23 protein-coding genes are annotated in these 23388 nt (G+C 69.7%); 12 read left to right on the top strand and 11 right to left on the bottom strand.

What is annotated here, in order from left to right; all coding sequences use genetic code 11:
- The first annotated feature begins 22 nt into the window (after positions 1-22).
- The 6 genes from MRBLWO12_RS16410 to MRBLWO12_RS16435 all read left to right on the top strand — a co-directional run bounded on the left by MRBLWO12_RS16410 (position 23) and on the right by MRBLWO12_RS16435 (position 5245).
- Positions 23-1015: an ROK family protein gene (locus tag MRBLWO12_RS16410; RefSeq protein ID WP_363557374.1), complete on the top strand. Its 993-nt coding sequence runs from the start codon at positions 23-25 to the stop codon at positions 1013-1015.
- Complete coding sequence (locus MRBLWO12_RS16415) at positions 1012-1956, top strand: 1-phosphofructokinase family hexose kinase (protein ID WP_363557376.1); 945 nt, start codon at positions 1012-1014, stop codon at positions 1954-1956. The genes MRBLWO12_RS16410 and MRBLWO12_RS16415 overlap by 4 nt, the downstream gene beginning before the upstream one ends.
- Positions 1953-2810, top strand: a complete 858-nt coding sequence (locus tag MRBLWO12_RS16420; protein WP_363557378.1) for a class II fructose-bisphosphate aldolase — start codon at positions 1953-1955, stop codon at positions 2808-2810. Before MRBLWO12_RS16415 ends, MRBLWO12_RS16420 begins: the two co-directional genes overlap by 4 nt.
- Before the next feature lie 37 nt (positions 2811-2847).
- Positions 2848-3627 (top strand): DeoR/GlpR family DNA-binding transcription regulator, encoded by a 780-nt coding sequence (locus MRBLWO12_RS16425; protein WP_363557380.1) that lies wholly within the window; start codon positions 2848-2850, stop codon positions 3625-3627.
- 250 nt (positions 3628-3877) lie between these two features.
- Complete coding sequence (locus MRBLWO12_RS16430; RefSeq protein WP_363557382.1) at positions 3878-4255, top strand: MerR family transcriptional regulator; 378 nt, start codon at positions 3878-3880, stop codon at positions 4253-4255.
- A gap of 45 nt (positions 4256-4300) precedes the next feature.
- Positions 4301-5245 (top strand): aldo/keto reductase, encoded by a 945-nt coding sequence (locus MRBLWO12_RS16435; RefSeq protein WP_363557385.1) that lies wholly within the window; start codon positions 4301-4303, stop codon positions 5243-5245.
- Positions 5246-5526: 281 nt separating this feature from the next.
- On the opposite strand, the gene MRBLWO12_RS16440 is transcribed toward MRBLWO12_RS16435, so the two are convergent.
- The 4 genes from MRBLWO12_RS16440 to MRBLWO12_RS16455 all read right to left on the bottom strand — a co-directional run bounded on the left by MRBLWO12_RS16440 (position 5527) and on the right by MRBLWO12_RS16455 (position 10999).
- Complete coding sequence (locus MRBLWO12_RS16440; protein WP_363557387.1) at positions 5527-7950, bottom strand: CHAT domain-containing protein; 2424 nt, start codon at positions 7948-7950, stop codon at positions 5527-5529.
- A 376-nt stretch (positions 7951-8326) separates the two neighbouring features.
- Entirely contained in the window at positions 8327-9868 is a 1542-nt protein-coding gene (locus MRBLWO12_RS16445; RefSeq protein ID WP_363557389.1) for a S8 family peptidase, read from the bottom strand.
- Between the two features lie 49 nt (positions 9869-9917).
- Positions 9918-10376, bottom strand: a complete 459-nt coding sequence (locus MRBLWO12_RS16450) for a hypothetical protein (RefSeq protein WP_363557391.1) — start codon at positions 10374-10376, stop codon at positions 9918-9920.
- Positions 10373-10999 (bottom strand): RNA polymerase sigma factor, encoded by a 627-nt coding sequence (locus tag MRBLWO12_RS16455; protein ID WP_363557393.1) that lies wholly within the window; start codon positions 10997-10999, stop codon positions 10373-10375. Before MRBLWO12_RS16455 ends, MRBLWO12_RS16450 begins: the two co-directional genes overlap by 4 nt.
- Positions 11000-11252: 253 nt before the next feature.
- Here MRBLWO12_RS16455 and MRBLWO12_RS16460 point away from each other — a divergent pair, with 253 nt between their 5' ends.
- A complete protein-coding gene (locus MRBLWO12_RS16460) occupies positions 11253-11471 on the top strand; it encodes an SCO4848 family membrane protein (protein ID WP_363557395.1) in 219 nt (72 codons plus the stop codon).
- 66 nt (positions 11472-11537) lie between these two features.
- On the opposite strand, the gene MRBLWO12_RS16465 is transcribed toward MRBLWO12_RS16460, so the two are convergent.
- Positions 11538-11918: a hypothetical protein gene (locus MRBLWO12_RS16465; RefSeq protein WP_363557397.1), complete on the bottom strand. Its 381-nt coding sequence runs from the start codon at positions 11916-11918 to the stop codon at positions 11538-11540.
- Between the two features lie 72 nt (positions 11919-11990).
- The gene (locus tag MRBLWO12_RS16470; RefSeq protein WP_363557399.1) at positions 11991-13328 is read right to left on the bottom strand and encodes an MFS transporter; all 1338 of its coding nucleotides are present in this window, start codon (positions 13326-13328) and stop codon (positions 11991-11993) included.
- A gap of 74 nt (positions 13329-13402) precedes the next feature.
- Between MRBLWO12_RS16470 and MRBLWO12_RS16475 the strand changes: the two genes are divergently transcribed.
- Positions 13403-13984, top strand: coding sequence for a helix-turn-helix domain-containing protein (locus MRBLWO12_RS16475; RefSeq protein ID WP_363557401.1), 582 nt, complete (start codon positions 13403-13405; stop codon positions 13982-13984).
- 102 nt (positions 13985-14086) lie between these two features.
- On the opposite strand, the gene MRBLWO12_RS16480 is transcribed toward MRBLWO12_RS16475, so the two are convergent.
- Genes MRBLWO12_RS16480 through MRBLWO12_RS16490 form a run of 3 tightly spaced genes read right to left on the bottom strand, consistent with a single transcriptional unit; the run spans position 14087 to position 16061 of the window.
- Positions 14087-14773 (bottom strand): hypothetical protein, encoded by a 687-nt coding sequence (locus tag MRBLWO12_RS16480; RefSeq protein WP_363557403.1) that lies wholly within the window; start codon positions 14771-14773, stop codon positions 14087-14089.
- On the bottom strand, positions 14773-15675 hold the full coding sequence (locus MRBLWO12_RS16485) for an ABC transporter ATP-binding protein (protein ID WP_363557405.1): 903 nt from the start codon (positions 15673-15675) through the stop codon (positions 14773-14775). Before MRBLWO12_RS16485 ends, MRBLWO12_RS16480 begins: the two co-directional genes overlap by 1 nt.
- The gene (locus tag MRBLWO12_RS16490; RefSeq protein ID WP_363557407.1) at positions 15672-16061 is read right to left on the bottom strand and encodes a GntR family transcriptional regulator; all 390 of its coding nucleotides are present in this window, start codon (positions 16059-16061) and stop codon (positions 15672-15674) included. The genes MRBLWO12_RS16485 and MRBLWO12_RS16490 overlap by 4 nt, the downstream gene beginning before the upstream one ends.
- A 132-nt stretch (positions 16062-16193) precedes the next feature.
- On the opposite strand from MRBLWO12_RS16490, the gene MRBLWO12_RS16495 reads away from it, so the two are divergent.
- From MRBLWO12_RS16495 to MRBLWO12_RS16510, 4 genes are all read left to right on the top strand, one after another.
- Complete coding sequence (locus tag MRBLWO12_RS16495; protein WP_363557409.1) at positions 16194-17408, top strand: class I SAM-dependent methyltransferase; 1215 nt, start codon at positions 16194-16196, stop codon at positions 17406-17408.
- A gap of 409 nt (positions 17409-17817) precedes the next feature.
- A complete protein-coding gene (locus MRBLWO12_RS16500; protein ID WP_363557411.1) occupies positions 17818-19185 on the top strand; it encodes a quaternary amine ABC transporter ATP-binding protein in 1368 nt (455 codons plus the stop codon).
- Positions 19185-20135, top strand: a complete 951-nt coding sequence (locus MRBLWO12_RS16505) for an ABC transporter permease (RefSeq protein WP_363557413.1) — start codon at positions 19185-19187, stop codon at positions 20133-20135. The genes MRBLWO12_RS16500 and MRBLWO12_RS16505 overlap by 1 nt, the downstream gene beginning before the upstream one ends.
- A gap of 132 nt (positions 20136-20267) precedes the next feature.
- On the top strand, positions 20268-21188 hold the full coding sequence (locus MRBLWO12_RS16510; protein ID WP_363557415.1) for a glycine betaine ABC transporter substrate-binding protein: 921 nt from the start codon (positions 20268-20270) through the stop codon (positions 21186-21188).
- 122 nt (positions 21189-21310) lie between these two features.
- Here the strand turns inward: MRBLWO12_RS16510 and MRBLWO12_RS16515 are convergent, their stop codons facing one another.
- Together MRBLWO12_RS16515 and MRBLWO12_RS16520 are read right to left on the bottom strand one after the other, a co-directional pair.
- Positions 21311-22585, bottom strand: coding sequence for a sensor histidine kinase (locus MRBLWO12_RS16515; RefSeq protein WP_363557417.1), 1275 nt, complete (start codon positions 22583-22585; stop codon positions 21311-21313).
- Between the two features lie 5 nt (positions 22586-22590).
- The gene (locus MRBLWO12_RS16520; protein ID WP_363557419.1) at positions 22591-23256 is read right to left on the bottom strand and encodes a response regulator transcription factor; all 666 of its coding nucleotides are present in this window, start codon (positions 23254-23256) and stop codon (positions 22591-22593) included.
- Positions 23257-23388: the final 132 nt, after the last annotated feature.

The following is a 23388-nucleotide window of genomic DNA, read 5'->3' on the forward strand; positions in this document are numbered from 1 at the left end:
CGACGCACGACCGGAGCCGATGATGACCAGGTCTGACCCCGCCGCCTCCGTGCCCGACGCCGTGCGCGACGCCTCGGGCGAGGTGCTTGCGGCGGTTCGCGGGTTGGGTGCCGGCGTGCCGGTGCTGGCGTTCGATGTGGGAGGTACCGACATCAAGTCGGCGCTGTTCGATGCCGACGGCACCGCGCTCGGCCTCCGCCGCACTCCGACGCCGGTCGTCGACGGGGATCGCACCGAGGTGATCATCGAACGTCTCGGCGTGCTCGCGGCGGAACTGCGTGCGGCGCATCCCGACGTCGTGCCTCAGGCCGTCGGTCTCGTCGTGCCCGGCATCGTCGACGCGGAGGCCGGTCTCGGGGTGTTCGCCAGCAACCTCGGCTGGCACGATTCGCCGCTGCGCGAACTCGCGAGCGCGCGACTGGGTCTGCCGGTGGCTTTCGATCACGACGTGCGCGCGGCGAGCTGGGCCGAGCGCCTGCTCGGAGGGGCACGCGACTATGAGAATGCGGTGGTGCTTGTGATCGGCACCGGCATCGCAGGAGCGCTGCTCGTGGGCGGCGTGCCGTATACCGCGGGTGGATATGCGGGCGAGATCGGGCACTCGCCCGTCGCCGAAGGACCGATCTGCCCGTGCGGTGCGCGGGGCTGTCTGGAGGCCGTCGCCTCGGCCGGCGCCATCGCGCGCCGCTACCACGAGGCCACCGGGGTCGCCCCGAACGGCGCGAAAGACGTGATCGCCCGTGCGGCGGCCGGTGACCAGCCGGCGGCGGACATCTGGAACTCGGCGCTCGACGCGCTGGCGCTCTCGCTCGCGCAGCTGACGGCCGTGATCGCCCCCGAGGCCGTGGTGATCGGCGGAGGTCTGTCGCGCGCCGGTGGCGCGTTGTTCGACGAACTCCGCGAGCGCCTCGCCGCGCGACTGAGCTTCCACCGCCTGCCGGTGCTCGTCCCGGCGGAGCTCTCCGGCAACGCGGGTCTGCTCGGGGCGGCGCTGCGGGCGCGGGAGGTCGCATGATCCTCACCGTCACCCCGAACCCGGCCCTCGATCTCACCTGGCACGTCTCGCGTCTCACGATCGGCGAGACGCATCGCGCCGACGCCGGTGCCGTGCGGGCCGGGGGTAAGGGGCTCAACGTGGCACGGGTCGCGCATGCCGAGGGGGCGGCGGTGCGGGCGATCACGACCGCCGGCGGGCGCAGCGGCGCGGAGTTCGCGGAGGAGCTCGTGCGCAGCGGGGTGCCACACGCGCTGGTGCCGGTCGCGCAGGACACCCGTCGCAGCATCGCGATCGTCGACGAAGCCCTCGGCGACACCACGATCATCAACGAGCGCGGCCTCAACCCGAGCGACCAGGAGTGGGCCGACCTGCTCGCCGCCGTGGTCGACGCCCTCCCGAGCGCGCGCGTGCTCGTGATCTCTGGCAGCCTCCCACCCGGCGCTCCGGACGGCTTCCTGCCGCTGCTGATCGCGGTGGCGAAGGATGCCGGAGTGCCGGTGATCGTCGACACCTCCGGGCCCGCCCTGCTGCAGGCGGCGGACGCCGGGGCATCCGTCCTGAAGCCGAATCGCGCCGAGCTCGCGGAGGCCACCGGGATCACCGACCCCATCGACGGTGCACACGCGTTGCTCGCCCGAGGCGCAGAGCTCGTGCTGCTCTCGCTCGGTGCCTCCGGGATGCTGGCGGTCACGGCATCCGACCTCGTGCGCGCCCGCCTCGACGAGCCTCTCGCCGGCAACCCGACCGGTGCCGGCGATGCCGCGGTGGCCGCCTGTGCGGTGCTGTACGCCGAGGGTGAGCGCGACCCCGAACTGATCCTGCGCCGTGCGGCCGCCTGGTCGGCGGCGGCCGTGCTGATGCCCCTCGCCGGCGACATCTCTCCGCAGTGGCCGGCGCTCGCCGCGCAGCTGCGCGTCTCGCATCCCGACCCCGACGCCGTCCGGAAGGACCTCTCGTGACCCTCGTCTCCGCCCGTGAACTCGTCGCCGCCGCATCCGCGGCCGGCCGGGGGATCGGGGCCTTCAACGTGATCCACCTCGAGACCGCCGAGGGACTCGTGCGGGCTGCCGAGCTCGCGCAGCTGCCGGTGATCCTGCAGATCTCCCAGAACTGCGCCGACTACCACGGCGGCCTGGAGCCGATCGCGCTCGCGACGCTCGCCGTGGCCCGCCGCGCGCAGATGCCGGTCGCAGTGCACCTCGACCACGCCGAGCGGCCGGAGCTGGTCGATGAGGCGATCGCCCTCGGGTTCGGATCTGTGATGTTCGACGGTGGCGCGTTGCCCTATGACGACAACGTCGCGCTCACCGCCGCGGTGGCGGCGCGTGCCCACGCTGCGGGCGTCTACATCGAGGGTGAACTCGGCGAGGTCGGCGGCAAGGACGGTGCGCACGCGCCAGGAGTGCGCACGGATCCGGACGAGGCGCGGGCTTTCGTCGCCGCGACCGGTGTCGACGCGCTCGCCGTGGCCGTCGGCTCTTCGCACGCCATGATCGACCGCACCGCCTCCCTCGACCTCGACCTGATCGCCCGACTCCGCGCGGCGCTGCCGGTGCCACTCGTGCTGCACGGCTCGTCTGGTGTGGCCGACGATGTGATCGGCCAGGCCGTGCGCGCCGGCATGGCCAAGATCAACGTGTCGACGCATCTGAACGGACACTTCACGCGCGCCGTCCGTGCAGTGCTCGCCGAGGACGAGCGACTGGTCGACTCCCGCAAGTACCTCGCCCCGGCGCGTGAGGCTCTGGCGCTGGAGGCCGCACGGCTGTTGCGGCTGTTCGCCGGCGCCGAGGGCGATACGGTGGCGGGATGACACCCCTCGCGCACACGGCACCCGCCAGGGGGCGGCGATGAAGCGCGCCGCACGCCTGAACGCGATCCTCGATCTGCTGGCCGACGCCGGCGAGGTGACGGTCGAGGATCTGGTCGAGCAGTTCGGCGCCTCGGCCGCGACGACGCGTCGTGACCTCGACTCGCTCGCGGAGCAGCGGCTGCTCACCCGCACGCACGGGGGCGCGGTCGCGCAGGCGGTCGCCTACGAGCTGCCCATCCGCTACAAGAGCCATCTGCGCACGCACGAGAAGGCGGGCATCGCCCAGGCCGCAGCCGACCTGGTTGCCCCGGGCATGGTCGTCGGACTCTCCGGAGGCACCACGACCACCGCGATCGCCGCGGCCCTCGCCGCTCGCGACGACCTCGCCTCCGGCGCCGGGATCACGGTGGTCACGAACGCCGTGAACATCGCCGCCCAGCTGGCGACCCGCCCCGACATCAAGGTCGTCGTCACCGGCGGCGTCATCCACTCCCGCAGCTACGAGCTCGTCGGCCCCTTCGTCGAGCAGCTGCTGCGCGGCGTGCGCCTCGACATCGCCTTCATCGGTGTCAACGGTATGGATGCCGAGTCCGGCGCGACCACGCACGACGAGCGCGAGGCGGCCGTGAACCGCATGATGGCCGAGCGCGCCCGCCGCGCCGTGGTGGTCACCGACAGCAGCAAGCTCGGTGTCGTGGCTTTCGCCGCGGTCGGCGGCGTCGACCTGTTCCCGACCGTGCTGACGGATGCCGGAGCGGATCCCGATGCGGTGGCCGCGCTGCGGGACGCCGGGCACGAGGTACTGCTCGCCGGGTGAGGTGCTGAGGGCGGTCTCGAGTTCGGGGTGCCTGCCGGGTGGTCGCTCGCTCGGTATGAAGGAGATCTCGCGCTATGCAGGAGCGGATGCCGTGTCGGCACCTTCATTTCGCGCGATCTCCTTCTGGTCGTGCGCGCGTCCATCGGAATCGGTCGATGGGCGGTCCGCCTCAGAGCTGAGTTGCCCTGGAGTGCGCACCAGGCCGCAGAATCGGAAGCGGGAACTGATCCTGCAACAGAACGGGCTCCTCATGTCAGGCACACTCACTCCGCAGGCGACCGCCGAACGCGCAGGCGTCACGCTCGACACGCTCCGCTACTACGAGAGAGAGGGATTGATCGGGCCGATCGCACGCACGGCCGGCGGGCATCGGGCGTACGACGACGACGATCTGTTCTGGATCGGACTGGTGACGTGCCTGCGGGACGCCGGACTGGGGATCTCCGAGTTGCGGGAGTTCACCTCCCTCCTCCGCAGTGAGGGGAGCGCCAGGGATCGCGTCGCGTTCCTCCAGGAGCATCGGCGGGAGCTGCAGGAGCGGAAGAGGCGCATCGACCTCGCGCTCGGCGTGCTGGACGACAAGATCGCGCACTACCGGGAGCAGTCGACCAACGCGAACCCCGGATGAGCGCGGGCTTGACCTGGAGCGCGCTCCAGCATCCAGCATCGAAGCATGAAAGCACAGATGAACGCCCCCCAGATCATTCTCGGGACCATGGACCACGGCACTCGCGTGGACGAATCCACTGCATTCCGGCTTCTCGACCGCTTCGTCGAAGCCGGAGGGCACTGGCTCGACACCGCCAACTGCTACTCGTTCTGGAGTGACCCGAGCGGTCTGGGCGGTGCCAGCGAGCGGGTGCTCGGCGCCTGGATGCGGGCGAACCCCGGTGTGCGTTCTGCCATCGGCCTCGCCACCAAGGTCCGGCAGGACCCGCTGGTCGCTCACTCCTGGCCGGAGAGCGCGGAGGGACTCTCGGCGGACGCCATCAGGGCGGGACTCGACGGCAGCCTCGAGCGTCTCGGCGTCGATCATGTCGACCTGTTGTGGGCGCACGCGGAGGACCGGTCCGTCGATCTCGCCGAGACCGTCGCCGGCTTCGGAGAGGCAGTGGCCGAGGGCCGCGCCACCCGTATCGGCGCGGCCAACCACGCGTCCTGGCGGGTGCAGCAGGCGCGGGAACTCGCTCGCCGGCAGGGAATGGCCGAGTGGTCGGCGCTGCAGCTCCGGCACTCCCTCGTGCAGCCCCGTCCGGGCGCGACGGTCCCCGAAGCGGGCCACAAGCTCCTCCAGCCGGATGACCTCGACTTCGCGCGCGCAGAGGGGCTCCCGCTGTGGTGCTACACGCCCTTGCTGATGGGCGGATACACCCGAGCGGATCGCCCGTTCTCCGACGGCTACGCCCATCCGGGAACCGAGCGGGTGCTCCTGGTCCTCGACGAGGTCGCGCGCGAGACCGGAGCGACGCCGAACCAGGTCGTGCTCGCCTGGCTGATGAGTCAGGGGATCTCCCCGCTCGTCGGGGCGAGCAGGGTGGAGCAGATCGACGAGGCGATGGGAGCGCGAGAGGTCACACTGTCCGCGCACCAGCTGCGGCGATTCGCGGATGCCCGTTGAGCAAGGACCTGGTCGGGGCGGCGCGGTAGGCGAATGGTGTCCACACACAACGAAGGCCTCGGCGTCCCCACAACGCCGAGGCCTCGCGAGCGCGTCACGGCTGCATACCGCTGCACACTCTGAGTAGTTGGTGTCCGCGTCGTCTCGCACTCCCCAGTGCGCGAGACTCCGCGTTGACTGCGCCTCCCTTGCGCCTCGACCCTCCGAGGCCCTCCGCATGACACCTTCCGAAGAACAGGAGCGCTTCCCCTCTCCGGTGATACACCGAATGGAGAAAAAGTTCAGAATCCACTGCCGTGGCACTGGAACGGCGCGCGATGGCCGGTCGAGACGGATGCCGCAGCCAGCGCTGCCGCGGGGGTCGCACCGCCGGCGAGCTCGACATGCACCGCGCCGAGCAGTTCGCACGCCACGTCATCCGGCACCACCACCGGCGCCGCGATCACGCACCGCGTTCCTGCGTGCAGCCACACCCGCGTCATGCCGAGTGCCTCCTCGCCCCAGCGCACCGAGGAGCGCCCGAGCTCGCACGCCGAGAGGATCACGGTGTCTGGCACGGTCGGGATCAGATCGACGTCGTACCCGAACAGGGTGCCGTCGGCGAGCTCGAATCCCGAGAACAGCGGATTGTCGACCGCATGACGCCCGTGGGCGGCGATGTGCAGCAGGTCGGTCGTGCCGGCGAGGGTCGTGACGGCCGAGACGGTCGCCTCCGGTCCGTGCAGCTGCACTGCGGGTACGCCCCACGCCGCGGCCGCCTGCCGGATCTCCTCACCGGCGCGCGGAACACGAGGGCCCGCGGCGAACCCGATGCGGGCACCCCTCTCGCCGGGATGCCGACGATCGGCACTCCACCGAGAGACCGAGGTCGCGAGCGTGAACGGGGTGCCGTGCATGCCGGGCAGCATCGCCCACGGCACCCCGGCGAGGATGCCGGGCGAGGTCACCACCAGTTGCCGCGCCGATCCGCGCACGGGGGAGAGCAGCTCGGCGTCGAGCAGGGCCAGGCGCGCGTCGAGCGAGCGGGCGATCACCTCGGCCATGGGTCCACCGCGTGTGAGGGCGGCGACGTCGAGATCAGCGCGCAGTCCGTCGAGCGCCGACTGCACGCGCGACAACGACAGATCGACGATGCGCGCAGCGGATGCCGTCACCACGACGCAGTGCAGCGCAACGCCCGTGAACACGTAGGCGAGCACGGCGGTGTCGGCATCGAGCAGCGCCGTGGTCTCTGCGAGGTCCACGCGTTCGCGGGTGCCCCCGGAGCCGGTCGAGGACCATTGCCGTTCCCGCACCCGATCGCGCAGCACGCGCACGCGGTCATAGGTCGTCCAGTCCTGACCGGCGAGGTCGGCGCGCAGCATCCGCAGTTCGGCGAGATCCGTCGCGAGCGCCTCGTCGTGCGGAGGGCGCAGCGGCGCGACCTGCTGGCTGAGATGCCGGGCTCGCTCGGACCAGGCGAACAGCGTCTCCGGATCGCGGGTGCGCGCGGCGGCGGTCAGCCCGGCGAAGACGAGTTCGCTCCCCTGCATCGCGACCGACGCCTGCAGGTCGAGGGCGCCGAACGACTGCTGCCATCCCGCGAGCAGGTCGAGGCCGTCGGCCGCGGCGCGCAGGGCATCGCGGGGGCGTCCGGCTGCGGCGGCCCGCGCTGCCTGCACTTCGTGCACGCGCAGCCGCAACGGCGCGGGGGCATCGTCGGCGACCATCGGCAGACGTCCACCACCGTCGCGTCGGGCGCTGAGCCGCAGGGCCGTCGCCTCGGTGCGAAGACCGGTGCGATCGAGCGCGGTCGCCGTGCGCCTCAGCTCGTCTTCGCCGGGGCGCCGCCGTGAGCCGCCGCTCAGCCCGGCCTCGAGTCGCACGGCGTCGGCGCGCGCCTCCCAACCGGCACTGCCCAGGGCCGCGAACCGGCGGGCCGCGGTGCGTGCTGTGCGTTCGGCGGCGGTCGCGTCGTGGCGCAGCAGCGAACGAGCGAGGTGCAGCTCGGCCTCGCCTCTGGCCTGCCGCATCCGCTGCGCCCCGAACTGCACAGCCACCTGGCCGAGCAGGGTCTCGGCCTCGGTCGTGAGCCCGGCGTCGCGCAACACCTCGGCGCGGTCGAGGTCGCTGATCGCCGCGGCCAGATCGCTGGTCGCCGCGAGGGTCGGCCGCGAACGGGTCATGAGGGCGAGCGCGGTGACCAGGTCGCCCCCGAGCAGTGCCGCATAGCCGAGGTTGTGACGTGCCTCCGCGAGAGGTTCCTCGTCGCCGTTCGCCTCGTACACGGCCACCGCGCGCTGCAGGTCGGCGGTGCAGGCCTCGAGCTGGTGCTGCTGCATCCGCAGCATCGACCGGTTCATGAGGCAGTTCGCGAGCTCGGTCGTCTCGGCGCTCATCGCCTCGATGGAACGCGTGAGCATCCGCTCTGCTTCGTCGAGCCGTCCGGAGTGCATCAGCAGTGTGCCGAGCTGCCCGCTGAGCACCGCGACCGTCTCGTCGCGCAGCCCGTCACGGTCGAGGGCACCCCGGCACAGGCGCTCGGCCTCCGCCGGCTCTCCGGTCTGCGCGAGCACGTAGGCCCTGGTGCCGTCGATGCGGGCGCGCAGGTCCGGGTCGTCCGTACGAGCGGATGCCGTCGTCAGCGCACGCCGGGCCGCCGCGAACCGTCGGGAGTTGGCCGCTTCGACCCCGCGCCGGTGCAGCTCTTGTGCAGACAGGGGCATCGTCCCAGAATGCCGTGCCCCGCCCCCGGGCGGAAGAGCCGGTGGTGTCGACATCCGCCCCCGCCTCCCGGCCCTGCCTCCGTGTCGGGCTACGTGGCGGCATCCGCGCCTGCCTCCCGCCCCTGTATCCCGCCCCTGTATCCCGCCCCTGTATCCCGGCTCCTGCCCACCGCCCCTTGCCCACCGCTCCTTGCCCACCGCTCCTTGCCCACGGCCCCCTGCCCACCTGCAGGAGGAATGGCGGGATGCAGGAGGACTTGCCGTGGATTCCTCCTGCATCCCGCGGAATCTCCTGCAGGTCGCGGGAGGGTGGTGCGGGTGGCGCGCCCGGTGCAGGCCGCGCGGGTGAGCGAGTGGTGCGGCAGGGGCGCCGGGTTCAGTCCACCGGGGAGGGCAGCGTCGCCACGACGGCCTTGACGGCGGATGCCGCGTCCACGCGCCCGACCCCGATCATGCCGAGGTGCGCGGCGATGAGCCCTGCGACGTAGGGGGCGGCGAACGAGGTGCCGCTCCACACGGCGAAGCCGCCGCGGTAGTCGTCCGGGTCGATCGTCTCGCGGTGCAGTCCTTGGATGTCGGCCCTGGTCGTCGCCTGGGCTCCGCCGACGAATGCCGGTGAGGTGCTGACTACGGCCGCGCCGGGCGCGTACACCCGCACCCAGGGGCCGACGTTCGAGAACAGGGCGACCGATCGCGCCGACGGGTTCAGTGCGCCGACCGACACGTGCGGGGCGCCGCGGTCCGGTCCGATGCCATTGTCTGCGCCGGGCCAGGGCCACAGCGATGCCGGGAACGAGGGGCGGTCGATCGCGTCGTTACCCGCCGAGCACACCACCACGCATCCCAGTTCGCGCGCCTTGGCGAGCAGTGCGTAGAGGGTGCGGCTGAACTGACCGTCGACCGGGGTCTCGTGGTAGTAGCCGAGCGACAGGTTGAGCACGTCGATCGGATGCCCGGTCTTCGGATCCTCCCGGTACCGGCGCAGCAGCTCGATGACCTGCGCCAGGCTCTCGAGCAGGGCGCTCTCGTCCACGACCCCGAGCGCTCCTGCCACCCGGACCGACACGATGTCGGCATCCGGCGCGGTCTGTCGGATGATGCCCGCGATGAACGTGCCGTGCCCGGCGACGGCATCGATCTCGCCGTCGAGTTGCCCGTACAGGTCGGGGTAGCGCTCCGGATCGGCGTCATCCGTGAGGCCGATGGGTACGCCGTCGATCTCCAGGTGTCGGGTCACGATGTCATCCGGCAGCCAGTCGTGCACCCCGCAGCCGGTGTCGAGCACTGCGACGACCGGTCGACGACCGCGCTTCGGGGCAGGTCCGCGCAGCGGTGCGGGTCCGAGCCAGGTCACCGGCTGGCGCGCTCCTCTGCCCGGCTCGAGGTAGTCGTCGCTGCCGGCGCCTCGTCCTTCCACCGGGTTGGTGCGACTGAACGGGTTCGTGCGGCTGAACGGGTTCGTGCGGCTGAACGGATTGAGCCCGACCGGGTCGATCGACAGCACGTGCTCGAGGCCGGTGCGCGGCATCACCGAGCGCGACATGCGGCGTGCCCGCTGCAGCACCCGCCACGCATCAGGCGCGACCGGGGACTCCCCTCGGCCGGGTTCGTCTGGCGTGGTCAGGTGTGCGCGCAGGAACCCGGGAACCCCGGGGACGAGCTCGCGCGAGACCCCGGTGCCCTGCTCGATCTCGAGCAGCCATCCGAAACTGTCCGCGGCGTCGCGCAGCGTGCGGATCTCGCGGTCGTACGCCTCGTTGTCCTCGAGATCCTGGGTGATCAGCAGCCGATCGGGCAGATACGCGGTGGGGAAGGCGCGGATGCCGTCCACGGGCTCCAGGCTCGGATCGAGCGCCGTGCCCCGCCGGATCGATCCTTCCGCGCGGTCCTGCCAGGTCCACCCTCTGGGCTGCTCCATCGGTCATCCTCTCCGTGCGGGTGGTCCCGCCCCTGCGCCCGAAGGCGGTCTACAACTCGAACTGCGGCGTCGACAGCGTGCGGGGTTCCCCGTCCACGCCGGTCGTCGTCAGATGCACCCGCGTGAGTCCGGGTGGTACCTCGTCGAAGGAGAAGCGTCCGGTCTCGGCCGGTTCCGTCGTCCGCGGCTTCTCGCCCTGGACGAGCGTGATCTCGGCGGCCGCGGTGTCGACCCACCCGTCGACGCGTCGGCGCTGCGATGCCGTGTTCGTCACATGCAGCAGGATGCTGGTGACCCCGTCGCTGAACTGGAGGGTCAGTGCATCGGCGTCTCCCCGCACCGCACCCAGCTCGTTGTCGACCAGCGTCAACAGGGCGTACTCCTGGCTCAGTCCGTCGGAGGCGACCGCGGCGATCATGCGGTCGATCAGCGTCGCAGGCACAGGGTCGACCTCGCGCCAGAGCGCGCGCAGCTGGGCGAAGAGCTCGGCATCCTCCTGATCGCTCATGCGAAACCTCCTGCGCTCGGTGCGGTCGGAGCGTCCAACAGGGCGCGGAGTTTGGCGAGGCAGCGCTGGCGGGTCGGACCGATGCTCCCGATCGGCATCGCGAGGTCGGCGGCGAGCCGGGTGTAGTCGGGGCGGTCGTCGAAGGCGATGACGCGCAGCAGCCGCTGGCAGCGCTCGGCCAGGCACTTCACCGCCGACCAGAGCCGCCGCTTCTCGTCGCTGAGCGTCGCGTGCTCCTCGGCCGATTGCTGCTCAGGGAGCAGGATGTCGAGGTCATCCGTGTCGGTGGTGTCCACGCGACCCTGCGCCTTGCCCACCCGCCAGGCCTCCCGGCGAGCCGTCGTGGTCAACCAAGCGGCGACGGCGCGGGAGTCGGCGATCGACGCCTGGCCGCGGACCAGCTGCAACCACGTGGTCTGCACGACGTCCTCCGCGAGGGTGCGCTCGAGCCCGTACGCGCGCACCACGTGCCAGAGCACGGGCGTCATCAGACGCACCAACTCGTCCATCGCGCGACCATCGCCCTCGCGCCATACGTCGAAGAGATCTGCCGCCCGCTGCCACCGCGCGGGCCCGTTTTCCGATGCAGGATCGAGAGCGGCGCCGGGTGCACCGTCGATCATGAAGCCCATTGTGATCACACCTACCAGGAGCACGGCAAGGGTTTTCTGATACATCGGGGGTCTCGGCGGTCGCCTGGGCAACCTTCCGCAGGGCGTGCCGTGCCGTTTGCAGGAGAGAGCGCGGAATGCAGGACCGTTTCGCGGCGAGTCATCCTGCAGGCGGAACATCCTCCTGCAGACCGCGCGGATGACGGCGCATGAGCGCGGATGACGGCGCAGAACCCGCGGATGGCCGAGCCGATAGCGTGGAGGGGTGATCCCCCTCGCCATCGTGCTCTTGCTCAACGCCGCCTTCAACGCCGTGGTCTGGCCGCAGTTCTACAAGCGGGTCGCGAAGGATCCGCGGGCGCGCGACGAGAACGGCAAGGCGACCCCGTTCCTCACCGTGCACGTGGTGTTGATCTCGATCGCTCTCGTGCTCGCGCTGGTCTCTGCGCTCCTCGGCATCGCCGCGTTCACCGGCGCGTTGTAACCGGCGTCGGGGCGCTCAGCCCTGAGGGGCGGCGGATGCTCGGAGCGCTCCCGCTGACGGGTCCGGTCAGTGCTGTTGCGTCTCGCGCTCTGCCAGCGTGCGGCGCAGCGCGGGCCCGAACAGATGGATGAGTGCAGCCACGAGCGCCCAGAGCACGAGCGCCGTCAGCACGACATCCCCGACGAGCGCGAGCCAGTCCACGCTCGTCGCCACCGGATCGACCCGGTCGCCCACGACCTCGACCGTGGTGGGATAGTCGGCGGGCTGGTAGCGGCTGAGGTCTTGGTGGTACCAGGGGATCGGCCATCCGAAGGCCACGTCGCGCAACTGCGAGGGCGAGTGCACCGACACGGGGATCAGGTGCGCGATCGTCCAGGTGGTGGCGAGGGCGGCGACGAGGAGTCCGGCCGTCTGCACGACGATCGCCGGCCATCGTCGTCCCTGCATCGCTCCTCCTCGGGGCCTGGTCGTCCACACGCCACCCTAGGGGAGCGGTGAGGGGACGCGGGAGGCGACGCCTCACCGCACCTCGAACTGCTGCGCATGCTCGGCCCACTTCGACTCGACCGGCAGCGCGCGCAGGGCCCGATTGCCGACGGCCAGCGCGACGGCGATCAGGCACAGCGCCGCGCACACGAGGATGGTCCACTGCCGCCCGAGCATCGTCAGACCGAAGCCCGCGATCAGCGGCGCGATCGGCATCGCTCCCATGCCCAGCACACCGGCCGCGCTGTTGGCGCGTCCGAGCAGCTGCGTCGGAGTCGCGACCATGAAGTAGCCCATCATGCTGGCGTTGAGCGACGGCAGCAGCAGCACGGCAGTGCCGAGTACCGCGATGATCGCCCACGGCGTGGTCACCGTCGAGAGCACGATCACGGCGATGCTGGCGACTGTGAGTCCGGCGATCGTCAGGACGCCGGCACCGATGCGCGGCACGAGCAGCGGCGCCACGATCGCGCCGGCGAGCATCGCGATCCCGATCCCGGCCGAGATCGTGCCGATCAGGAGCTCCGGATAGCCGTCCTGCTGCAGCGCGTAGATCATGGTCGTGATGGCGGCGTTGAAGCCCAGGTTGATGATCGTGATGATGAGCAGCACGCCACCCAGGTCGGGGCGCGAGAACAGCCAGGTGAAGCCCTCGCGCATCTCCCGCCAGGCGTTCGGCTTCGCGGCGGGGGTGGTGTCGAAACCGGGATCATCCGGCGCGCCGGTGGCGGGTCGCGGCCGGACGCGCCGGGGCTCGTCGGCATCGTCTCCGTTTTTGCTCGAGCGTCCCCGCCCCAGCATCCAGGCCGTCAGTGCGGCGACCAGGTGGCAGAGCGTCATGACGACGCCGACGAGCCATCCGCCCACACCGAGCAGCAGGCCGCCGAGCGGTCCTCCGGCGAGCTGCAGCGCGGCATCGCGTCCCTGGTTCGCTGCCTGCGCGCGCCCCATGCTGTCATCGGGCACGATCTCCTTGATCGCGCTCTCGCCTGCGACGTCGAACAGTCCGCTGCGGGCGGCGAGCAGCACGTCGATCACGAGCAGCGTGGTGAAGGTGAGCGAGCCGCTGAGGGCGAGGGCCGTGAATGCCCCCGCCAGCACGATGCCGATCAGCGATCCCCACAGCATGAGTCCGATGCGCGGATGACGGTCGGCGAGGATGCCGCCGGCCAGGGTGGTGAGCAGGCGGGCGATCATCGCCGCGGCACCGATGATGCCGGCCTGGGCGGGGTCGTTCGTGATGATCAGGGCGAGCAGGGGGATCGCGAATCCGAACAGCGCTGCCGCGAGTCCCTTGCTCGTGTCGCTCACGAGCCAGGTCAGATAGCGGGTGTTGCGCCACAGGCGGTGGGGTGCGGTCACGGTGGTCATGGGTCGAGAGTAAATGCGCAAGAAGAATTGCGCAAGTCTTATTGCGCAATTTCGGGTGCGGATAGACTCTCGACATGAGCGAGGAGCAGAAGCGACCCGATCCGGTGTGGATGACGTCGGCGATGCTCAAGGCCTACACCCATCCGCTCCGCCGGCAGATGCTGCACCTGTTCCGACAGCGCGAGTACCTCCGGGCCGCCGACATCGCCGAGGCGCTGGATGTCGCGGCCAACAGCGCGAGCTTCCACCTGCGCGTGCTCGCCGACGCGGGGCTGATCGAGGAGGCCCCAGAGCGTGCCCGCGACCGCCGTGACCGTGTGTGGGTCGCGCGCAGACAGTCGCTGAGCGTCGGAGGCCCCGAGAACCCGGTCGCCGACGAGGTGCTCGGCGGAGTCATGATCAACGCGGTCGCCGAGGAGCACAGCGAGATGTTGCGCCGCGTGCTCGCCTGGACACCCGAATACATCAGCGGACGCACGACAGAGACGCACGCGGCGCTCTCGCAGCGCGCGGTGCGGTTGACCGGCGCCGAGTTCGACGCGTTGATGGAGCGTATCGAAGACGTGATGTCGGAGGCTGTCGAGGCGCATGACCCCGCCGACCCGGACAGCCGTCCGTGGCAGATCGACCTGCTGGCCGCCGACGACCAGATCTGACCCGACCTCTCCCGGAGGGATGACGCGCCTGGAACGACGGATGCCGCGCCGCACGGGTGAGTGCGGGCGCGGCATCCGGCATCCGATACGGGTGAGCGGAGCTCAGGGGATCGCCCTTCGGAAGGCCAGGAACGAGACTCCACTGAGCACGGCGACCGCGAGCAGTCCCCACAGCGCGAGGCCGAGGATGCCGAGAGTGCCGATCGTGCGCCAGACATCGACCCACAGCTCGAGCCGCGTCGCGAGGAACACCAGTCCGACCACCACCAGCGCCAAGGCGACGCCGACGATCGTGAGCACCGTCGGGCCCCAGCTCTTGTAGATCGTGGCGCCGGTGAATCCGAGCACGAACAGCAGCAGGGCGAGCGTGAAGTAGGCCATGAAGGCACCGAAGGTGCCGGCCTCCCACAGCCACGGCAGGTAGAACATGTAGCCGTTCAGGCCGTAACCGTTCGTGGCCATCTCGATGCCGGCGCCGATCAGGAAGATCATGCCGAGGAACACGCTGCCGAGGACGGCGGTGAGCAGGGTGCCGGTGAAGAACTCCCGCCGGGTGATGCTCATGGCCTGCGAGAACGGGAAGGTGAGCGTCATCGCCGAGATGCCGATCGCGAAGAAGTACCAGAGCGGTGCCTGGCCTGCCCCGATGTACTTCGGCCCGTCGCCCGGGATCATCGCGTAGATCAGCACCCCCAGGACGGTGACGCTGCCGAGGATGAGCAGCGGCACCCAGATGAAGGTCTGCCGGTTGATCAACTGCAGGCGGATGACATTGAGCGTGCGTCGCATCAGCGGACCTCCTCTTTCGCGGCGGACTGTGCGTCCGCCTTCTGGGTGAGACGAACGATGAGCTGCTGCAGCGAGACCGGAGCCAGGTCGAGTCCGAGTGCGGTGACCTCGGCGCGTTCCGCGGGCGACAGTGCGCCCAGGACGGTGACCGAGGCGACGCGTCCGAGCGACTCCCGGTGGAGCACTTCGCGGGCGCCGACCCACGCGTCGACCGTGGCGGCGTCGCCGACGACCGTGACAGCGCGGTCGCGCACGGCATCCGTGTCTTCGTTGAGCAGGATCGTGCCGTTGTCGATCACGATGACCTTCTCGATGAGATTGGAGACCTCGTCGATCAGGTGCGACGAGAGGATGACGGTGCGCGGATGCTCGGCATAGTCCTCGAGGAGCCGGTCGTAGAAGATCTGTCGCGCGACGGCGTCGAGTCCGAGGTAGGGCTCGTCGAAGAAGGTGAGGTCGGCACGGGACGCGAGTCCGATGATCACGCCGACCGCCGACAGCTGACCGCGCGAGAGCTTCTTGATGGTCTGCTTCATCGGGAGCTGGAACGCGTCGATCAGTTCGTCGGCGAGACCCTGGTTCCAGTTCGGGAAGAACAGGCTCGCGGCCTTGAACGCATGCTTCGGATAGGCGTCGTCCGGGTACTTCTGGCTCTCGCGCACGAAGCAGATCCGGCTGAGGACACGGGTGTTCTCGTAGGGGTGCTCGCCGAAGACGCGCACCGTGCCGGAGGTCTCGAAGTTCTGCGCCGTGAGGATCGACATCAGCGTCGTCTTGCCGGCGCCGTTGCGACCGAGCAGGCCGTAGATCGCGCCCGCTTCGAGCGAGAGCGAGACGTTGTCGAGCGCGCGGGTGTCCTTGTAGGTCTTGGTGAGGTTCTGCACCTCGATGACGGCGGTCATGCGGGGTTCTTCCCTTCTGTGGTGGTGGGGTGCGCGGCGCGCTGCCGGAGCAGGTCCGCGAGGTCGTCGGCGCCGAGCCCGAGCGTGCGGGCCTCGGCGAGGAGCGGGTCGATGAAACGGTCGGCGAAGGCTGCGCGCCGTTCGCCCAGAAGCAGCTCCTTGGCGCCGTCGGCGACGAACATGCCGATGCCGCGGCGCTTGTACAGCACTCCCTTGTCGGTGAGCATGGCGACTCCCTTCGCTGCGGTGGCCGGGTTGATGCGGTAGAACGCCGCGAGCTCGTTCGTGGAAGGAGCCTGTGACTCTTCGGCGAGAGAGCCGCCCAGGATCGAGTCCTCGATCTGCTCGGCGATCTGGAGGAAGAGCGGCTTGCCTTCTTCGATCACGAGTCCTCCGGTCGGTTAGTGGGTTAGTTACTCGACTAAGTAACCATGTAACCGGTGTTCTGTCAAGAGGGCGCGGGGCAGGTGGAGCGACCGGCGCCGAGGGGCTGTGCGGGCGCCGCGTACAGTGGGCTGGTGCCGGACTTCCCTTACAGCCGCCTGCGTCGGTGGCCCGACGTCGAGGCGGATAACCTCCAGGCCCATGACGCGACCGATCAGCTGCTCGTCGAGAGGGCGCTCGAGGCCATCGCCGTCCGGGGCCTGGACGGCTCGGAAGTCGCCGTGATCGGTGATGAGTACGGGGCGATCACCCTGGCCCTGACGGATGCCGGAGTGCGCGGCATCCGCGTGCATCAGGACCTTGCGACCGGACGCCGTGCCCTCGCCCGCAACGCGCAGGAGCTCGGACTCGACGGCTTCCGCTCGCACGAGCTCGACGCGGAACTGCTCGACGGCGCGCGGCTCGTGCTGCTGCAGTTGCCGAAGGCGCTGGCCGAGCTCGAGCAGATCGCGGATGCCGTCGCCCGGTGGGCCGCGTCTGACGCCGTGCTCATCGCCGGAGGTCGCGTCAAGCACATGACCCTCACGCAGAACGAGGTGCTGGGGCGGAGCTTCGCTCAGGTGCATGCCGAGCGCGCGGCGCGCAAGTCGCGGCTGCTGGTCGCGGAGGGGCCGCGTGAGGTGCCCGAGACGCCGCCGTTCCCTGTCACCGCGGCGCATGACGGCTTCAGCCTCGTGGCCTTCGGGGGTGCGTTCGCCGGCGCCCGGATCGACATCGGCACGCGGGTGCTGCTCGACGTGCTCGGGTCTGGTCGTTCACAACTCCTCAAAACCGGGGCCGATCACGCCGATTCGGGGTCGATTCGGCCCGAAACCGCCCGTTCTTCCGGAGTTATGAACGACCAGGCCGTCGCACCGACCGTGGTTGACCTCGGCTGCGGCACCGGTGCCCTCGCGATCGCCTACGCCCTCGCGCACCCCGACGCGCGGGTCATCGCCACCGATCGCTCGGCTGCGGCCGTCGCCTCCGCCCGTGCGAGTGTCGCGGCGAACGGGCTCGCCGACCGGATCACCGTGACGCACGACGATGCGGCGTCCGAGCTCCCGGACGCCGGCGCTGACGTCGTGCTGCTGAATCCGCCGTTCCACCTCGGCAACAGCATCCACGTGGGTGCGGCCACGCGATTGTTCGAGGCCGCCGCGCGTGTGCTGAAGCCGGGTGGACACCTGCTCACGGTCTTCAACTCCTCGCTCTCGTATCGACCGGAATTGACCCGTTTGATCGGCCCGACCGAGCAGCTGCAGCGCACCGCCAAGTTCACGGTCACGCGCAGCATCCGACGCAGCTGATCGCACGCGTGAGGGGTCAAGACACGCCCCGTCCGGACCTCGGGTCGCGGCGTGTTCTGACCCCTCACCGGGTGCGCGAACCCGCTGCGCGGGAAACTGACAGAACCCTATGCAATCCCCGGTCAGGCGGTGAAACGCGGGCACCCTGCGCGGGCGGGATTTGCCCCTGACCGGCCATTTCGTTACGTTGGAATGCGGGCCTGACGGTCCGAAGACCAGTCCGCGGTCACGTCCTTCTTTCGATGAGCTGTGCTGCGAAGAGGCGTGGGCGTACGGTCGATGCTCTATCGCGGTGGATCCGAAATCCGCCGTCCGCGCCGCCACAGCACCTTTCTCGAAACGGCCGGGAGGATCACCCGGGCGTAACCGAAGCAGGCTCAGCCACCCGAAGGCGAGCCGCAGGGGAAACGTGTCCGAAATCGCTCTTGAAGCGCGCAATCTGTACAAGGTGTTCGGGAAGAATCCGAGTGCCGCCGTCCGTCGACTGAAGGCCGGTGAGAGCAGAGCAGAAGTCACCGATTCCGGAACCGCCGCCGTCATCGATGCCAGCTTCACCGTGAACCGTGGAGAGATCTTCGTGATCATGGGGCTCTCCGGCTCCGGCAAGTCGACCATCATCCGCATGCTCAACGGCCTGCACGAGACCACCGACGGCTCCGTCATCGTGAACGGCGACGCCATCACCGGCATCCCGAGCTCGCGGCTGCGCGAGATCCGCCGCGACCGCATCTCGATGGTGTTCCAGCACTTCGCCCTGCTGCCGCACCGCACCGTGGCCGCGAACGTGGCCTACCCGCTTGAGCTCAAGGGTGTCGGCAAGGCCGAGCGCCTCGCGAAGGCCGAGGAGATCCTCGGACTCGTGGGCCTCGACGGGCAGGCCGAGAAGCTGCCGTCCGAACTCTCCGGAGGTATGCAGCAGCGTGTGGGTATCGCCCGGGCGCTCGCTGCCGACAGCGACATCCTGCTCATGGACGAGGCGTTCAGCGCGCTCGACCCGCTCATCCGCCGTGAGATGCAGGAGCAGCTGCTCGAACTGCAGGAGAAGCTGCAGAAGACGATCGTCTTCATCACGCACGACCTCAACGAGGCGATGTTCCTCGGAGACCGGATCGCCGTGATGCGCGACGGTCGCATCGTGCAGATCGGCACGCCGGAGGACATCCTCACCGACCCCGCGAACGACTACGTCGAGCAGTTCGTGCAGGACGTCGACCGCGCCCGCGTGCTCACCGCCGCGAACGTCATGGAGCGGGCGCGCCCCGTCGTCCCCGACACCGCCGGTCCGCGCACGGCCCTGCGCCAGATGCGCGACGCCTACATGTCGGCCACCTACGTCACCGGCCGCGACCGCAAGCTGCTGGGCATCGTGACCGACCGCGACGCCGTGAAGCTCGTGCGCAACGGCACGTCGACGCTGCGCGATGTCATCAAGCCCGTGCCGCAGAGCGTGAGCGAGGACGAGGTGCTGATGAACCTGTTCGTGCCCTCGGTCGAGTCCCCGCTCCCGCTCGCGGTGACGGATGCCGAAGGCCGACTGGTCGGCGTCATCCCGCGCGTGACTCTGCTCGCCGCATTGGGCCCCGGCCCTGGGGCGACCGGCGAGCTGACGCTCCCGCTGCTGCCGATGCCCCAGGCCGAGATCGACGCCGTGCTGGATGACGGCTGGACGGCGGATCCGCCCCCTTCGACAAGCTCAGGGGCCCAGGGCGGCTCAGGGGTCCAGGGCGGCTCAGGGGCCAAGGGCAGTACCGACAACATGATCGGGGAGGTGCGCTGATGGATGGTTTCCGCATTCCCATCGGAACCTGGGTCGCGACCGGTGTCGACTGGATCAAGGCCAACCTCGACGGTCTGCTCGACGTCGTCTCGTTCGTCGTGAACTTCCTCGTCGACTCGCTCACCCGCGCGCTGCTGAGCCCGCACTTCGTGGTCATCATCGTGGTCGCCGCCCTCATCGCCTGGGTCGTGCGGTCGTGGCAGCTCGCGATCGGCACGGTCGTGTCGTTCGGACTGATCGTCGCCATGAACCTCTGGGTTCCGGCGATGCAGACGCTCGCCCTGGTGCTGGTCGCCGCCGTGGTCGCCGTGCTGATCGCCGTGCCCCTGGGCATCTGGTCGGCGCGCAACTCCTCGGTGCGCGCGGTGCTCAAGCCCGTGCTCGACTTCATGCAGACCATGCCGGCGTTCGTGTACCTGATCCCCGCGATCGTGTTCTTCGGCATCGGCGTGGTCCCCGGACTCGTCGCGACGGTCATCTTCGCGCTGCCCCCGGGCGTGCGACTGACCGAGCTCGGCATCCGCGGTGTCGATTCCGAGACCGTCGAGGCCGGACAGGCCTTCGGCGCGAAGCCGGGGCAGATCCTGCGCGGCATCCAGCTTCCGCTCGCGATGCCGACCATCATGGCTGGCGTCAACCAGGTCATCATGCTCGCCCTGTCGATGGCGGTCATCGCCGGAATGGCGGGCGCCGACGGTCTGGGGAAGATGGTCGTCGAGGCGATCTCGACCATCAACATCCCCAAGGGTGTCGAAGCCGGTCTCGGTGTCGTACTGATCGCGGTCTTCCTCGACCGCGTCACGGCCGCCCTGGGATCCGCCGGGCAGAACCCGTCGTCCCTGCTCGGGGTGCTCGCACGCCGCCGCACGAAGCAGCGCGCGGATGCGGCATCCGCTGCGTCGCACGAGGAGCAGCCGGCCGACGAACGCACCCCCGCGCTCACGCACTGACCCCCGATGCGGGGTCGATCTCGCATCCCCGGCGCGCCCGGCAGATGCGGAATCGACCCCGCAGAGCACCACCCTGCAACACCGCACACACAGACGTACGAATATCCATACGGAACCAGGAGACAGATCAGCATGAAGAAGAAGATCCTCAGCATCGCGGCGCTCGGCGTCGCGACATCCCTCACCCTCGCCGGTTGCAGTGGCGACGGCATGGGCGGCACCGGCGGCGGCTCCGGCAGCAGCGACAGCGGCTCCGGTGACAAGGGCACGATCACGCTGGGCTTCCTGCCCTCGTGGACCGACGGACTCAGCACGGCGTACCTGCTGCAGAACCAGCTCGAGAAGATCGGCTACACGGTCGAGATGAAGACGCTCACCGAAGCGGGCCCGCTCTACACCGGCCTCGCGCAGGGCGACGTCGACATGTACCCGTCGGCATGGCCCGAGCTGACGCATGCGTCTTACATGGAGCAGTACGGCGACGACATCGAGGATCTCGGCACGTACTACGACAATGCCAAGCTCACCATCGCGGTGCCGGAGTACTCCGAGCTCACCTCGATCGAGGACCTCAAGGGCAAGGGTGCCGACTTCGACGGCAAGATCATTGGCATCGAGCCGGGTGCGGGTCTGACCGCCCAGACCGAGAAGATGATCCCGGCGTATGGCCTCGAGGGCGAGTACCAGCTGGTCACCTCGTCGACGGCGGCGATGCTCACCGAGCTGAAGACCGCGACCGACAAGCAGGAGGACCTCGTCGTCACGCTGTGGCGTCCGTTCTGGGCCAACGACTCCTTCGGCATGAAGGACCTCGAAGACCCCATGGGCGCCATGGGCGAGGCTGAGGGTCTGCACTTCCTCGGCACGAAGGGCTTCGCGGACGAGTTCCCCGAGGCAGCAGAGCTGATCGAGAAGATCAAGCTCGACGACGCGCAGTACGGTTCGCTCGAGGACCTGGTCGTCAACGAGTACGGCGAGGGCAAGGAAGCGGATGCCGTGGACGAGTGGCTGAAGCAGTACGGCGACCAGTTCGACTGGGTCGTCACCAGCTGATCTGAGCACTCCGTCCGCACGGACGTAGGAGAAAACCCCGAGGTAGGGCGGATGCTGTCATCCGCTCCTACCCCGGGGTTTTCTCCTACGCTGCAGGGCAGGGCAGGGCCGCTGCGGTGTGCTCAGAGCGGCAGGACGATCGCGGCGATCAGGCCGCCGCCCTTCCGGGCACGAAGGCGCACCTCGCCGCCGTGCGTCTTGGCGATGCTCTGCACGATGGCGAGCCCCAGTCCGGTGCCATCGGGGCCGGCAGAGGTGCGACTCGCGTCTCCGCGGTAGAACGGCTCGGTGAGCAGCTCCACGGTGGCCGGCGTGAGCGGGGCGCCGGTGTTCTCGACCTCGATGAGGGCGCGTCCGCGTTCACGACGGCAGCGCACCCACAGTTCGCCGTCCGGCACATTGTGACGGATGCCGTTCTCGAGCAGGTTGCGCACTGCTCTGGCCAGCAGCACCGTGTCGCCTTCGACCGTGAGGTCGCGGAGGTCGGTGTGCACCTCGATCTCCTGGGCGTCGAGGTCTTCCACCTGGCCCTCGACGAGCTCACGGAGCTCGACCGGCTCGACCTCGTCCAGCCCGGTGCGCGCGCGGGCGAGGGAGAGCAGCGCGGTGATGAGGCGCTCACTCTGCTCGGTGGCCCGCAGGGCGCGTTGCATGTTGGCCTGCAGATCCGCCGGCACGGCACCCTGTTCGAGGGGGATCTCCAGGGCCGTCCTGGTCGTGGTCAGCGGGGTGCGCAGCTCGTGCGAGGCGTTCGCCACGAAGCGGTCCTGAGCGGTGAAGGCGGACTGCAGGCGGTCGAGCATTCCGTCGATCGTGTCGCCCAGCTCCTTGATCTCGTCGTCGGGGCCCGGCAGGTCGAGCCGACGTCCGAGGTCGCGCTCCGAGATGTCGCGCGCGGCGGCGGTGACCTCCCCGATGCGGTCGAGGGAGCGTCGCGCGAGCCAGAACGCGATCGCGGCGGCGACTCCGGTGAAGGCCACGAGCACCACGATCGACCAGAGCAGCAGGCCGCCGCCGACCTCATCCGCGAGGAACGTCGACTGTTGCAGCACCGCTCCTTCGACAGCGTCCAGTGACAGGGTCTGCATCTGCGTGGTGATCTGGAGATCGGCGACGTCGGCGGTCTCGGCGAAATAGGCGCATCCGGTGGTGGCTCCGTAGAGAAAGCCGCTGCTGTCGGTGAGGGGTGAGACACCCGTCATGTCGGTCCCCTCGGTGGGGCTCGTCACCGGTGAGGGCTGCGCGACCGACATCGACGGCACACAGCTCGCAGCCGTCGTGTCGATCGCCGTGGCGAACAACTGCTGCACCACCAGGTACTGCACCGTGAGCAGTGCGGCACCCGCGGCGATGAACACTCCGGCGATGATCAGCACCAACCGGGTGCGGAAGCTCATGCGTCTCATGTCGTCCCCACTCGATAGCCGTGACCAGCCGCCGACTGGACGACCTCGGGTGACCCGAGCTTGCGCCGCAGCGTGTGGACCACGATCTTGACCACGCCGCGGGTGCGTTCCTGCGGTTCGTCCCACACCTCGTCGAGCAGATCGTCGGCGCTGACGTATCCGCCCTCGGCAGCGAGCAGTGTCTCGAGAACGCCGAACTCCTTGAGCGTGAGCCGGATCGGCGTGCCGTCGCGTTCCACGATGCGCCGGCCGACGTCGAGGCGCACTCCGGCGAACTCCAGGACGGCACTCGCCCGTGCGGATTGCCCGCGGCGACCGAGTGCGCGCAGGCGGGCGAGCAGCTCGACGTACGCGAACGGCTTGGCGAGGTAGTCGTCGGCACCGAGGTCGAGACCTTCGACGCGGTCGTTGAGGGTGCCGGCCGCCGTGAGCATCAGGATGCGGGCCGGATACTCCTGCGCCACGAGAGTGCGGCACACGGCGTCGCCGCTCAGCACGGGCAGGTCGCGGTCGAGCACGATCACGTCGACATCGGCGGATGCGGCCGCGGTCAGGGCGCTGGCACCGTCGCGCGCGACATCCACGAGGTAGCCCTCCCGGCGCAGACCGTCGGCCAGGGTGTCGGCCAGGTCGGCCTCGTCTTCCACCAGCAGCAGTCGCATGGCACCTCCCGTCTCCGAGAGTGCGCTCTGCGCGGTTAGTTTCCGGTTAGGCGGCGTCATACCCCCAGCAAACCAGCGCATCCGTAGAACTGACTGCACGTCGTGGATGAGCTGCGACCGCGAGAAAGGGAA

The sequence above is a fragment of the Microbacterium sp. LWO12-1.2 genome (genome assembly GCF_040675875.1).
Lineage (GTDB): Bacteria > Actinomycetota > Actinomycetes > Actinomycetales > Microbacteriaceae > Microbacterium.